The organism is Rhizobium sp. YTU87027 (assembly GCF_050644135.1).
In the GTDB taxonomy this organism is placed as follows: Bacteria; Pseudomonadota; Alphaproteobacteria; order Rhizobiales; family Rhizobiaceae; genus Rhizobium.
On record NZ_CP098441.1, the window covers coordinates 1,325,006 to 1,338,017 of the forward strand.

At 60.0% G+C, this 13,012-nt stretch carries 10 protein-coding genes; 1 reads left to right on the top strand and 9 read right to left on the bottom strand.

Features of this window, described 5'->3' with window-relative positions; all coding sequences use genetic code 11:
- Nucleotides 1-15 precede the first annotated feature (15 nt).
- The 9 genes from NBG89_RS25115 to NBG89_RS25155 all read right to left on the bottom strand — a co-directional run bounded on the left by NBG89_RS25115 (nt 16) and on the right by NBG89_RS25155 (nt 11,990).
- Nucleotides 16-1,638, bottom strand: coding sequence for an FGGY-family carbohydrate kinase (locus NBG89_RS25115; RefSeq protein ID WP_431323039.1), 1,623 nt, complete (start codon nt 1,636-1,638; stop codon nt 16-18).
- A gap of 2 nt (nt 1,639-1,640) precedes the next feature.
- Nucleotides 1,641-2,369: an SDR family oxidoreductase gene (locus NBG89_RS25120; RefSeq protein WP_431323040.1), complete on the bottom strand. Its 729-nt coding sequence runs from the start codon at nt 2,367-2,369 to the stop codon at nt 1,641-1,643.
- Nucleotides 2,370-2,395: 26 nt separating this feature from the next.
- Entirely contained in the window at nt 2,396-3,655 is a 1,260-nt protein-coding gene (locus NBG89_RS25125) for a sugar ABC transporter permease (RefSeq protein WP_431323041.1), read from the bottom strand.
- Nucleotides 3,652-4,473, bottom strand: coding sequence for an ATP-binding cassette domain-containing protein (locus tag NBG89_RS25130; protein ID WP_431323042.1), 822 nt, complete (start codon nt 4,471-4,473; stop codon nt 3,652-3,654). Before NBG89_RS25130 ends, NBG89_RS25125 begins: the two co-directional genes overlap by 4 nt.
- An 84-nt stretch (nt 4,474-4,557) precedes the next feature.
- Nucleotides 4,558-5,643, bottom strand: a complete 1,086-nt coding sequence (locus NBG89_RS25135) for an ABC transporter substrate-binding protein (RefSeq protein ID WP_431323043.1) — start codon at nt 5,641-5,643, stop codon at nt 4,558-4,560.
- Nucleotides 5,644-5,878: 235 nt separating this feature from the next.
- The gene (locus NBG89_RS25140; protein WP_431323044.1) at nt 5,879-6,775 is read right to left on the bottom strand and encodes a helix-turn-helix domain-containing protein; all 897 of its coding nucleotides are present in this window, start codon (nt 6,773-6,775) and stop codon (nt 5,879-5,881) included.
- A 506-nt stretch (nt 6,776-7,281) separates the two neighbouring features.
- A complete protein-coding gene (lhgO, locus tag NBG89_RS25145; protein WP_431323045.1) occupies nt 7,282-8,517 on the bottom strand; it encodes an L-2-hydroxyglutarate oxidase in 1,236 nt (411 codons plus the stop codon).
- Nucleotides 8,518-8,645: 128 nt separating this feature from the next.
- Complete coding sequence (locus NBG89_RS25150) at nt 8,646-9,098, bottom strand: Lrp/AsnC family transcriptional regulator (RefSeq protein ID WP_431323046.1); 453 nt, start codon at nt 9,096-9,098, stop codon at nt 8,646-8,648.
- 33 nt (nt 9,099-9,131) lie between these two features.
- Nucleotides 9,132-11,990: an FAD-binding and (Fe-S)-binding domain-containing protein gene (locus tag NBG89_RS25155; RefSeq protein WP_431323047.1), complete on the bottom strand. Its 2,859-nt coding sequence runs from the start codon at nt 11,988-11,990 to the stop codon at nt 9,132-9,134.
- Between the two features lie 72 nt (nt 11,991-12,062).
- On the opposite strand from NBG89_RS25155, the gene NBG89_RS25160 reads away from it, so the two are divergent.
- Entirely contained in the window at nt 12,063-12,962 is a 900-nt protein-coding gene (locus NBG89_RS25160; RefSeq protein ID WP_431323048.1) for a LysR family transcriptional regulator, read from the top strand.
- The last annotated feature ends 50 nt before the right edge of the window (nt 12,963-13,012 follow it).

The window sequence follows — 13,012 nt, forward strand, 5'->3', positions numbered from 1 at the left end:
CTCGGGCATAGAGCCTCACTCGTTCACGTCACGCAGCTTTCGGCCGGTCTCCTGCAAGAGCTTGAAAGCCTGATATCGCCGATCGTGCCGCTCGCCTATTACGCCCGAGGCAGGGCGATAGACCTTTGCGATGCGCGACATGACCCCCATGGCGCTTGAGATGTCGCGGTAGCAGCCACCGGCAACCGCCCCAAGCATAGCGGCGCCAAGCAGGACCGGCTCCGGGCTGGTCACGCTGGCAACCTTGGTTGAGGTGGTATCGGCGATCATCTGCAAAACGAGGGGGCTGTTTGCCGCACCGCCGCTCGCCATGATCAGATCGATGTCGATCGCTTTGTCGCTCAATGCGTCGAGCAGTTGGCGCAGCCCATAGCCGAGCCCTGCAAGGCCAGCGACATAGAACGCAACAAGCGACGCCTCGTCGGCATCAAGCGTCAGCCCGGCAATCAATGCGCGCGCATCAGGGTCGGCAAAAGGCGCGCGGTTGCCAAGGAATTCGGGCACGACAACGATCCTCCCGGCGAGATCGGCAGCGTCGTCACCAGCCCGAGCGGCTGCGCGCTCCAGATAGGCAACGAGCGACAGACCCTCGGCCTTGGCGCGTGTCGCGATTTCAGGGGCTGCCGGATGCATGCTCACCAGGTGGTCGATTGCGGCTCCCGCCGCCGACTGTCCACCCTCGTTCAGCCACAGGCCAGGCACCATCGCTGAAAAATACGGACCCCAGACGCCGTCGACAAAGGTCGGCTGCTGCGTGGTCGCCATCGAGCATGCCGACGTGCCGAAGATATAGGCCAGCCGGCGGCCGGTGTCGGCTGAGCCCGACGTTTTATTTTCGACTGCGCCAAGTGTCCCGATCCCGCCGGCATGCGCGTCAATGAGGGCTGCGCCAACCGGGGTCCCAACCAACAGCCCGAAATCTGCCGCCGCCTGGCTGGAGAGCCCCGTGCCAAGTGCCGCTCCCGGCGCGACGATATCCGTCCCAATCCGCTCGAAACCATCTGTGGCCAGATCCGCAAGACCAATGGCGCGAAAATAGTCAACGTCCCAGCGCCCTTCATGTGCGAGATAGGTCCACTTGCATGTCACCGTGCAGACCGATCGCGAAAAACTGCCGGTAGCACGCCAGGTCAGATAGTCAGAAAGGTCGAAAAAATGGGCGGCTGCCTGGTATTGCCCGGGGAGGTGCCGCTTCAGCCACAGGAGCTTCGGTGTTTGCATTTCTGGCGAGATGCGGCCGCCGACGTAGCGCAGGACGGCGTGCTGGCCGCTGTTGATTGCGTCGGCTTCCACAACAGCCCGATGATCCATCCAGACAATGATGTTCCGGTTGGCATCGCCGGACGTGCTGACGCTGAGCGGACCTCCGTCCTGGCAGACTGCGACCAGCGAGCAGGTAGCGTCGAAGCCGATCCCGGCGATGGAGGCAGGAGCGATGCCCGCATCCTTGACGGCCTGGCGGACGGTGCGGGACACTGCCCGCCAGATGTCCTCGCTGGACTGCTCGACGACGCCGCCAGCCTCGTGCCAGATCGCGATTGGGTGCTTCGCCGTTGATAGCAAATCACCGCTCTCGTCGAACACTCCGGTCCGCGCGCTGCCGGTGCCGACGTCTATTCCGAGAAAGTGGCGTGTCATGTCTAGAGATCCGTGCTGTGAGGCAGAATGACGAGGTCGCGGATTGTCACGTTCCGCTGCCGCGACAACATGAATATCACAGCATCGGCGACTTCACTCGCCTCCATCAAGCCGCCCGCTGCAATGGTCTCTTCGAGCTTGGCCTTCGGCCAATCGCTGATCAGGGCAGTCACAACGGGGCCTGGTGCGACTGCGCCGACGCGAATGCCGTGTTTCATCACTTGTCGGCGCACCGTATGGACGAACGCCTGTACCGCGAATTTGGAGGCGGTGTAGATCGGTTCCCAAACAACCGGAACCAGACCGGCAATCGAACTCGTCATGATGATGTCGCCGGTCTGCCGCTCGACCATATGCGGCAACACTGCCTGAACCGAACGGAAGGCCGCATTGATATTGAGGTTAAGCATGCGATCCCAGGCATCCGGATCTCCCTCGACCACGTCTCCGCCGATATAGGCACCCGCATTGGCGTGAAAAATGTCGAGCTTGCCGAATTTTTCCAGGATATGCGGCACCATCGTCGCAACACTCTGCGGGTCGGTGAGATCGACGACCAGCGGGAATGCCTGTGGTCCCAGTTCGGCGCAGATCCGCTTCAATGAATCCTCTGCCCGGTCGATGAGGGCAACGCTGACGCCCTCACGGATCAATGCTCTTGCGCATTCAAGGCCGATCCCCGAGGCCGCGCCGGTGATTGCAGCGACTTTTCCAGAAAGTTCCTGTTTCATAGCATTCCGTACCTTTTGCCCGGGTTTTACGCGCGTCCGTGCGACACTCTCGAACGGCGCGCGAGGGAATCGACGATGACCGCAACGGCAAGAACGGCGCCCGTGATCATGTAGCGAAGCGACGATGACAGATCGAGCAGCGTCAGGCCGTTGGCGATCGACTGGATGACGATGATGCCAAGCAGCGCCGAATAGGCGCTGCCGCGACCACCAAAGAGGCTGGTTCCGCCGATGACGGCAGCTGCGATAGCATTCAGGTTGACGTCGCCCGTACCAGCCTGCTGGCTTGCCGATGCAAGACGCGCGGCAGACAATACGCCGCCCAAGGCAGCCAGCATCGAGCAGAGCATGAAGGCGCTCGTATAGATCATGCGAACATTGATGCCGGCACGGCGCGCAGCCTCACGATTGCCACCGACCGCTGTCATCGAACGGCCCCACTTTGTGCGGGTCAGCGCATAGCTCATTGCCACGACCAGGCCGACAAAGAGACCAAACATCCACGGAATGCCGCGGTCCTGGTTGAGATAAAAGACGATCGTCTCCAGTCCTGCGGTGATCATGACCGCGCGGAAAACGAGACTGCCAAGCGAGCGCGACGACAAGCCCGCCTCGCGCCGGCGCAGGACGGTCCGGTAGCCGGTCACAAACATCACGATGCCGGGAATGGCAGCGAGACCGTAGGAAACGGGATCCGGTATGACCAGCAGCTGGCCGAAGTTCACGACCGCCGAACCGTATGGCAGGTTGATCGAGCCAGTCGCGCCAAGCAGGTAAAGCTGCATGCCGAGGACCGCGAGAAGGCCAGCCAGTGTCGAAACGAAGCTCGGCATTCCGAGGCGGTTAAAGAGCAAGGCATAGAGCGCGCCGATGATACCGCCGGCGGTAAGGGCAGCGACGATCGCCAGCGCAACCGGCCAGCCTTGGTTGACCCACAGCATGCCGACCAGCGCCGAAGCAAATCCGCTGATCGAACCGACGGATAGGTCGATCTCGCCAACCATCAGGATGCAGACGATCCCCAGTGAAATGACGCCGACGGTCGATGCGTCGAAAAGCAGATTGACGAGGTTGTTGGCTGAAAGGAAGATCGGATTGAGAGAGGCAAACACCGTCCAGATAAGAACAAGACCGACGACGACTGGAAGCGACCCGAGATCGCCTGATTTCACCCGATCTGCAAAGGTCAAGATGGCGCCGCTGATGCCTGTTTCGTGCTTGACCCGAACATCGCTTCTATCCAGCAGCGGTGCGGATGGCGCGTTTTGATTGGCGTTGCTGCTCATGGGTTTTTCCCCTCTGTGATCTCCCGCGGCGCCTGGCGTCGGCTTGCCCGGCGGGAGACGGAGTTGTCTGCGGCCCCGGTGATGGCGCTGACCAGTTCCTGGTTGGTGGCGTCGGGATAGAATATTCCGTTGTTGCGACCGAGACGCAGGACCACGATGCGGTCCGCCACGGCCCGAACGTCTTCCATATTGTGGCTGATCATGATCACCCCGAGACCGCGATCACGGACCCGTTCGATAAGGTTCAAGACCTCCGCCGTCTGTGCCACGCCGAGGGCCGCCGTCGGCTCGTCGAGCATGATGAGCTTCGGCTCCAAGAGCAGCGATCTCGCAATCGCCACCGTCTGACGCTGTCCACCGGAAAGCGAGGCGATCGCAATACGCACGCTCGGGATGCGGGCCGACAGCTCGTTCAAGAGCGTCCAGGAGCGCACCTCCATCGACACCTCGTCGAGTTTTAAGGGACTGGTCTCCCGGCCGAGGAAGATGTTGGCCACCACGTCAAGATTTTCGCAAAGCGCCAGATCCTGAAAAACTGTCGCAATGCCGAGATCAAGTGCGTTACTGGGATCAGCCAGCGTGACGGGTTTGCCGGCAAAAGTGATCGTGCCTGACGTCGGCTGATGGACCCCGGCCAGGATCTTGACAAGTGTCGACTTCCCCGCGCCGTTGTCGCCGACCAACGCCACGACTTCGCCCGCACGCACGTCGAGGTCGATATCCGTCAGGGCGGACACGGCGCCGAAATTCTTGGAGACGCCACGCAGGCTGAGCACCAGCTCGCCGGTCGCGAGCGCGTCATGTTGGTTGTCCGTCATCGAGGCAAGCCTTTCTGTATGACTTCGCGATACCCGCGGCGGCCCCCCCGACGGCGTGTGTCGGAGGGCCCTCGGGAGGATTTCTCAGCTGCCGATGCCGAGCTTCTTGCAACCATCGGCGTAGCGATCGCCGCATAGCTGTTCAGGCGTCTGGATCGGCTTGCCGTTGACTGCCTTGTCGATGATCTCGGCCTTGAGATTTTCTGTTGTCACCAATGCCGGCGTAAAGAGCTGGGTCGGCGTGTCGAAGAGCTTCGTGTCAGCCTTCGGGGTCTCGCCCGAAAGCAGCTTTATGGCGACGTTGGCGGCCGCGGCAGCGACGATCTCGCTCGGCTTGGAAATCGTGTTGTACTGGTCGCCAGCAATGATCAGCTGCAGGCCGGCAATCGTCGCGTCATTGCCCGTCACCGGCGGGACGGGATCCACGCCGGCAGCCTTGAAAGCTGCCACTGCCGCGCCACCGGTACCGTCGTTGGCGGCGACAACACCAATGATCTTCTTGCCGAAGCGCGTGATCTGTCCACTCGCCCACTGCTGCGCCTTCGGCGGCGCCCACTCCGGCGTATCGTATTCGGCCAGCACCTGATACCCGCCTTCAGCGATGCCGGCATGGATACCCTTCTTGATGAGGCCAGCAGCCGCGTCGGTCGGCGAGCCGTTGATCTCGAGGAGACCACCATCCTTGGGCTTGACATTGGTCTTCTTCAGGTGATCGACGAGCGATGCGGCAATCATCTTGCCGATCTCCTCATTGTTGAAGGAGACGTAATAGTCGGCAGCTGCCGACGGGATCGGGCGGTCATAGGCGATGACCTTGACGCCCTGGCTTTGTGCCATCTTTACCAGCGAGGCCGCAGCCGTCGAGTCGACAGGGTCGAGGATGATCGCCTTGGCACCTTGCGAAATCGCCGAGTTGAATTGCTGCTGCTGGCGCGATGCATCGCCATTGGCATTCTGGTAGATCACCTTGCAGCCGGCGCACAGTTTTGCCATTTCGGCCTGGAAGCCCGGGAAGTCATGCTCTTCGTAACGTGTCGAACTCTGATCGGGCATGAGGAAGGCAACGGTTGCATCCGTGACCTTGGCCGATTGTGCAAAAACGGACGTTGCGCCGAGAAGGCCGAAGGCCAGGATTGCAGCGCTTGCGAGTTTCGTTGAAAGTTGCGTCATTTCGGTTTCTCCATTGAAGAGATCGATTGTTGCGGTTACCGTCTCAGGCGTGGCTCACCTGAGTTCAAAGCGCACGAAGCCGCCACCGAAACCAACGGTCGAGGACCATCGCCGGCCGAGCTGCTGGGGCGCAGCTGTTTTGAATTTGAAGACAAGCGTTGCCCTCACGAGGGCCGCCAGGGCCTTCGTTCGAACGCGCCATCAATGTGTGCTTTCTCCTCCCTGTCCTCCCTGGTTAGGCGGCCTCCACCGCTTTTTCGTTTTGTGCCCGCAAGGCTCTGAACCTGGAGGGCGGCATTCCTTTTTGCGCGAGAAAGTGTCTGTTGAAATTTGAAAGGTTGTTGAACCCGGACGCGTAACAGATATCGATCACTGGCATGTCCTCGCTGCTCATCAACAGCTGGCAGGCGAGGTTGATGCGCAAGCGGTTCACATATTGGACCACCGAGAAGCCGGTATGTTTCCTGAACGACCTCGAGAACGCACTTGGCGTCTGACCGGCGATCGCTGCCAGGTCGGTTTCGGCAAACGGCTCCGTCAGTCGTTCGCGGATAAATGCCAACGCCTTGTTGGTGCCGATCGACATGTAACCGGACGGGTCGGGCTGATAGTCGGGTGTGGTCAGCGCGATGCGATCGTTCACAACCGTCAGAAGTTCGACGAGCTGCATGAAAAGTGCGATGCGACGTGCACCCGTGGCGTAAAGCATCTCCTGCATGACCGGTTTGGCGAGTGCGGCGGTCTTAACAGGGAACAGGACGCCTCGACGGCTGTCGGCCAGCACCGGGCGAAACCCTTTGAGTTCGGGCAGGATGGCAAGCAGGCCGTCGATGAATTGCTCGGAGAACTGCAAGACCAGGCAACGCTTTTCGATGCGTCTGTTGTCCGAAACCTCGCTCACCCAATTGTGCGGCAGGTTCGGACCGGTCATCACAAAATTTCCCGGTTGAAAATCGCCGATGAAGTCGCCGACGAAATAGCAGCCGGAGGTTTCGGTGATCAGGTGGATTTCATACTCGGGGTGAAAGTGCCACCGCACCGTATGATAGGGATATCCGTGTGACCACATCTTGAAGGATTCGCCGGAACGTATCTGGACGACTTCCAGATCGGGCTCTGATGCATCCTTCATACGACTACCCTCCCAGGTCCGAACTCTCTTGCCGGGCCAAAGCAGGCGAACTCTCCCGGTTCCATCCCGCGGCCACGAAAGAAGCTTAGCCGGACATGACAGGCCGCTCCACCACATTTGACCGCGCTTACCGATAGTTTTTTGTCATCCGATTCATGCTTGCCTGGATGTTCGACAGTGCATTTCCAGTCAAATCTGCGTCAACGACGCCGACGTCAGGGTTCATCAGGAGAATAAAAGAAGGACGGGGTCGGGAACGAATTCTCATCGCCCGCCCGGCCGAAAGAGCTCGGACGCGCAGCAGCATTCACCTGGCGAAGCGGGCGCTACAGCGGTGGAGTTGACCACGATTGCGGCGACTTGAGGTCGCGTGCAAGCCGATCTTCGCCGAAGCGATCCTCTTCGCTTTGAGCGACGACTGATCGATGGTCACGGGCATATCGCTTCCGCTCGACGGCCGCTTCGCCATCTTGATGCCGGCGAACCCGATCGAGCTCCGCAAGAAGCTAAGCTTGGGCTTCCTCACGGGGCAGGGAGGCGGTGATCGTCGTGGCGCTGCCTTCGAGCAGCCGATCCACGATCATGCTGCCGATCGGGATGGCCGAGGTTGCTGCGGGCGAGGGAGCGTTGCAGACATGCAGCATTCGTTCGGTCTGCTTGAAGAGGAAGTCATGTACCAGGCTTCCGTCGGCCATCACCGCCTGCGCGCGAATGCCAGCCTGTGGTTTTTGCAGGTCATCAATCGTCAGCGAGGGGCAATATTTCCGGCATTCCTCGAGATAGCGCGCCCGCGATGCGGAATTGGCAAATTCCGACATCGCCGAGCGCCAGTTTTTCCGCGCCATTTTCCAGAAGCCGGGAAATGCAGCCATGCTGGCGACGTCCTTGAGCGCAAAACTTCCCTTGCCGTAGCCTTCGCGCGCAAAGCCAAGCACGGCGTTCGGTCCAACTGTCATGCCACCATCGATCGTTCGCGTCAGGTGGATACCGAGGAAGGGCAAGTTTGGATCGGGGATCGGATAGATAAGGCGCTGCGTCACTTTCGCCCTTGATGCCGGCAATGCGTAATATTCGCCGCGAAACGGCACGATCCGATGATCGATCTTCACACCGGCCATCATGGCAATGCGATCGGACTGGAGGCCGGCGCAGGCAATCAGCCTGCGGGCCTTGATGGAACCGGACGCACTTTCGATGCGTACGCCTTCGTCTTCCTCGTTAATCGCCCGGACCGCCACGCCGCGCCTGATTTTGCCGCCTCGTTCCTCGATCTTTCGTGCCATGGCACGGCACACGAGGGCATAGTCGACGATTCCCGTGGCGTGAACGAGAAGGGCGCCGAGACCGGCGATATTGGGCTCGTCGGCTCGCAGCTTCGCCGTCGACAACCTGGTATGATCGATGCCGTTTTTTTGCGCTCTTTCCTCGAGCGCCTCCATCCGCTCCATCTCCGCGTCACTGGTCGCGACCAGCAACTTTCCGCAGGTTTCGAAGGGGATGCGATTTTCATCGCAGAAGCGCTTTGTCGCCTCCGCGCCCTCGCGGCAGAGTTTCGCTTTCAGTGAGCCGGGAGCATAATAGATGCCGGCATGGATGACGCCGCTGTTGTGACCTGTCTGGTGCCTTGCAAGTTCGGTCTCCTTTTCCAGAACGACAATACTGGCGCCAGGTGTTTTTTCCTGAAGCGCCATGGCAGCCGCCAGGCCGACGATGCCACCTCCAATGACGCAATTGTCATACATGCCGCTACCCCGGATCCGACTCGTCTGCTGTCAGGCTAGCATTCACGCGGCTCGTCGTCTTGCGATCCTTATGACGTATGGCACTGCAAGAGGCTTGCGCAAGCCGCTCCGCCTCAAGCCCTCAGGGTCTATTTTTGACGAGCCGATAATACATTGCGGATGGAGAAACTGGAATTGATGCGCAGCACACCTGGCAGGACGGAGAGGATCTCCTTGTGGATCCTTTCGAAGGCACCGGCGCTTTCGACGTCGATGCGCAGGAGATAATCCGAGCCGCCCGTCATCAGGAAGCACTCACGAATTTCCGGGTATTTGCGCACGGCCGCTTCAAAGCGTTTCAGATATTCTTCTGTCTGGCGCTCCAGCGTGATCTGGATGATCACGGCAATCGCCTCCTCACCAAGCACATCAATAAGCGCTGTATAACCCTTGATGATTCCAGCCTTTTCCATGAGGGCAATACGGCGCAGGCAAGCCGAGGCGGACAGGCCAACCTCCTTGCCGAGATCGACATTGGATATGCGGGAGTTCAGGCGCAACTGCCGGATGATTTTCCGGTCGATGGCATCAATCTCATACATTATCGCCTCATCTATTCGCGCCGCAGGCAGCCGTCACGCGCCACTGATTGCATCGGCCATCCATCGCATAGGATGCTCACCCCGAATAGAAGAGAATCGCTTCGTCTGGCAACGGCATGAGAAGCCAGAGACCATCGCCTCCTCTTCGCCCTGCAATTGCCCGGTCCAGGAAAGGTCAAATGTGCTTCTGCTGAGCACCTGGTGTCGTTCCTTATGTCCGAACAACCCGGCCATGCCGCAGCATCCGGTTGCAGCAATTTCGACCGGTGCGCCGAGTGCGGCAAAGACCGTCTTCCAGGCCGTCGCCCCGGCGCCGGCGCTTTCGCTGCAATGAAGGAACAGTTTGCGCGGCAGGCGTGCTGTGGCCAGTTTGGGCAGGGCGCGCCCGTTTGCGATTTCCCTGTTCAGGAACTCCTGAACCAACATTACCGGCTGGCCCGTCAGACCGGCCTTCAGATATTCTTGGCGGATCATCATGACGAAGGCCGGATCGACCCCCACCATTGGTCGACCGGATGCGGCAACCATGTCGAGCGCCGACCTGAGTTTGCGCGCCTGCCTGACAAAGCGGGCTCTGTCGCCGAGCACGTGGGCTGCCTTTCCGCCTGGGTACATGGCCACGAAAACCGGGCGATAACCAAAGCCACGAAGGCCATCAGCGAGCGCCAATGCCGCCTTGGTGTCGAAAAGCGCCGTAAAAGGATCCTGCCAGATAAAGACCGTGTCCTCATGCCATCGATGCTGCGTGATCGTTTCGGCGCCAAACGTCTGATATCCACCGCTGCCCACATCATCATCGGCAAGGAGAGGCAGGTCGCGCAGACCCGTCAATTTTTCCATCAGTGGGTTGACGAGCCTTGCAAGGACCGCCGCCGGCTTTCTGTAACGGATCAAAACGGATGCGTATTCCTCCAGCAACAGCGCTGCCCTATCGGCAAGCGCACGCCGACGCTTCTGATGGAGCCGGTCGAGGAAATGCGACTTCATCTCCGGTATGTCGACCTGTACCGGACAGCTCGTGGCGCAGGCCTTGCAGCCGAGGCATCCGTCGAGAGCGAACAGAACATCGCGCTCCAGCTCTTCGGTCGCGCGACCTTGCCGTTGCGCCTGGTGCCAATGCCTCAGAGCGTCGGCGCGGCCCTTTGGCGAGTGGCGCAGATCCCGTGTCGCCTTGAACGAGGGGCACATGACGTTGCTGCGTTGATAGCTCAAACATTGCGCATTGCCATTGCACCTGAAGGCAAGGCCGAGAGGATCACTGTCCTCGGTGTTGACGCTGCGAAACGGGGTTGTGCCGATGCCCATGAGAGACCCCGCATCACCGACGAGCTTGCCGGGATTGAAGCGATGTTTTGGATCGAAGGCGCGTTTGACACGGCCAAACGCATCATATGCGACAGCGCCGACGAACTCCGCGAGGTACGCGCCACGCACGCCCTTGCCATGCTCTCCCCAGAAAATGCCACCATGCCGGCGTGTCAGTTCGAAGACGCCATCCGAAATCACCTTCATGATTGCCCGGTCTTCCTCGCGGTCGATATCGAGTGCGGGACGGATATGCAGGCAGCCGACATCGACATGTCCGTACATGCCATAGGTCAAGCCGTTGCTGCCGAGCAACGCCGTGAAGTCCTCGACAAAGGCTGCAAGGTTTTCGACAGGAACCACGCAGTCCTCGACAAAGGCAACCGGTCGGCGCTTGCCACTGACCTTGCCGAGCAAGCCAACACTTGCAGCCCTGACGTGCCAGAGTGATGCCATTTCGATATCGTCAATGGCGACATGGCTTGCGATTACACCGGCAAGCGTCAGCGCGCTCTCTTGCAGTGCTTCGACCCGCCGCATCAGATCTGCCTCCTCGTCTCCAACGAACTCGACGAAATTGTAGGCGATCGCCTGGCCGTCGCGAGCGCGCAGGCTGGCTGGCAGGGCTTGCAGAATTCCGGCCTTGTCGGCGAGACCCTGCACCCATTCGTCCATGACTTCGATTGCGAGCGGATCATGCGCGAGGAGGGCACTTCCGGCGTCCAGGGCGGCGGCAAATGTCTCGAAACCAATGACGATCAATCGCTTGAATTTCGGCTTGCGCAGCAGGCGCAAACGTACCCGCGTAACGAGGCCGAGCGTGCCCTCCGCACCGATCGGCAGGCGCCACCATTCGAGATCGCGTTCGGGCGGCTTTGCCCGTTCAAGGTCATATCCGGTAAACCTGCGCGAAAGCGCCGGGACCTGGCTGATGAGAGCGTCGCGGCCCGACTTGCAAGCCGCTTCGATCTCAGACAGCATAGTGTTCGCCCAGTCAGGCGCAGGCGCGCCACTATCCAGTGTCCGACCGCCATCAAGGACGATCTCCATTCCAAGCACGTTGTCGCTGGTCTTGCCGTAGCGCCTCGATCCTTTTCCGGATGCATCTGTGCTCACCATACCGCCGATCGTGCAGCGGCTTGCCGTCGAGGTCGTCGGCGCGAAGAACAGACCGGTCGCGGCCAGCTGCGCGTTCAGTTCGTCAAGAACGATGCCCGGTTCAACCTCCACCCATTGCTCCGCGACGTTCACGCGCAGAAGGCGGTTCATGTATTTTTGAAAATCGACGATGATGCCCGTGTTCAGGCTCTGGCCGTTTGTACCGGTACCGCCGCCGCGCGCTGTCACGGGAACACCACGCAGATGTTCGGCGTCGAGGACGCGCATCAGCCGTCGAACATCTTCGGCATCGCGTGGAGCAACAACGATATCCGGCATCATGGTGTAAATGCTGTTGTCCGTCGACATGGCTGCGAGCAGTGCGGCGTCTGCTGCGATGTCGCCGCGAAATCCTGCGTCAGTCAGCAAGGAGGAAATTTCCTCAAGTGCAATGTGATAGGGCGTTGTATTGACAGTCTGGTGCAGCATCACTGTAGATCCGGAAAAATCGGGGGAACCAGTATTGAAGCACATCTGACCACTTCGTATAATTAGAAAGATATGAAGGTGTTTTCGGAAAATACGAACATAGGACTGCGCCATCTTCGCGCGGCTCTCACGGTCATGGAAGAAGGATCCTTCAGCCGGGCGGCGCAACGGCTTGGCGTCGTGCCCTCGGCCCTGACCGAGACGATCCGCATGCTCGAGGCTGAGTGCGCAACGGCGATCTTCGATCGAAAGACGCGTCCTGTAAGAGCGACAGAAGCCGGTGAAGCGTTCCTTGAGGGCGCTCGCGACATTCTCGATCGCTTCGAGCTTTCGCTGACAAACCTCAGGCAGGTCGGCGGCCTCAAACGCGGTCGTGTGGCGATCGGTGCAGCGCCATCAGCCGTCCTGACGCCGCTGTCGGAGGCGATTGCGAAGTTTCGCACTGACCATCCGGGAATTGATATTGTTGTCCATGACGACGTGGCTGAGCGATTGGCCGGCATGGTGATCAACAAGACACTCGACTTCGCGCTGGCTGGTCCTGGCTTTGAATCGGGCGAATTGGAGGGAAGAAAGATCAGCGAGGACCCTTTCGGTCTCGTCTGCCACAAAGATCATCATCTTGCACGATCATCGCGACCGGTTGTGCTGGCCGATATCAATCCGGAAGATGTGATCGCGCTTGACCGACAGGCCGGTATTGCAAGGATGCTGGCCGATTGCCGCGAATTGCCACCGAGCCTGACTATCGGCCGCATACAGACTTTCAGCACCATTGCGCAGTTGACCCTGATCAGCCGCAACGCCGGCGTCGCACTGTTGCCTAGGCACGCTGCCAAGGTCATCCAGAGCGATGAGATTGTTTTTCGCGCGATAGCCGATTTTCGGCTTGTCCGCTCCCTCTATCTGTTGACCCGCAGCCGCTCCAGCCTGCCTCCAGCGGCAGAGCGCTTCATCAACTATCTCATCTGACCGCGTTCCCGCACGAAACGTTCAACGGTTTGAAGAAAGTTGCAAGAACG

Excerpts from the sequence above, each read along its gene's own strand:
- NBG89_RS25155 (WP_431323047.1), bottom strand. The coding sequence starts at position 11,990 with ATGCTGCACCAGACTGTCAATACAACGCCCTATCACATTGCACTTGAG.
- lhgO (WP_431323045.1), bottom strand. The coding sequence starts at position 8,517 with ATGTATGACAATTGCGTCATTGGAGGTGGCATCGTCGGCCTGGCGGCT.
- NBG89_RS25150 (WP_431323046.1), bottom strand. The coding sequence starts at position 9,098 with ATGTATGAGATTGATGCCATCGACCGGAAAATCATCCGGCAGTTGCGC.
- NBG89_RS25135 (WP_431323043.1), bottom strand. The coding sequence starts at position 5,643 with ATGACGCAACTTTCAACGAAACTCGCAAGCGCTGCAATCCTGGCCTTC.
- NBG89_RS25120 (WP_431323040.1), bottom strand. The coding sequence starts at position 2,369 with ATGAAACAGGAACTTTCTGGAAAAGTCGCTGCAATCACCGGCGCGGCC.
- NBG89_RS25140 (WP_431323044.1), bottom strand. The coding sequence starts at position 6,775 with ATGAAGGATGCATCAGAGCCCGATCTGGAAGTCGTCCAGATACGTTCC.
- NBG89_RS25130 (WP_431323042.1), bottom strand. The coding sequence starts at position 4,473 with ATGACGGACAACCAACATGACGCGCTCGCGACCGGCGAGCTGGTGCTC.
- NBG89_RS25115 (WP_431323039.1), bottom strand. The coding sequence starts at position 1,638 with ATGACACGCCACTTTCTCGGAATAGACGTCGGCACCGGCAGCGCGCGG.
- NBG89_RS25125 (WP_431323041.1), bottom strand. The coding sequence starts at position 3,655 with ATGAGCAGCAACGCCAATCAAAACGCGCCATCCGCACCGCTGCTGGAT.
- NBG89_RS25160 (WP_431323048.1), top strand. The coding sequence starts at position 12,063 with ATGAAGGTGTTTTCGGAAAATACGAACATAGGACTGCGCCATCTTCGC.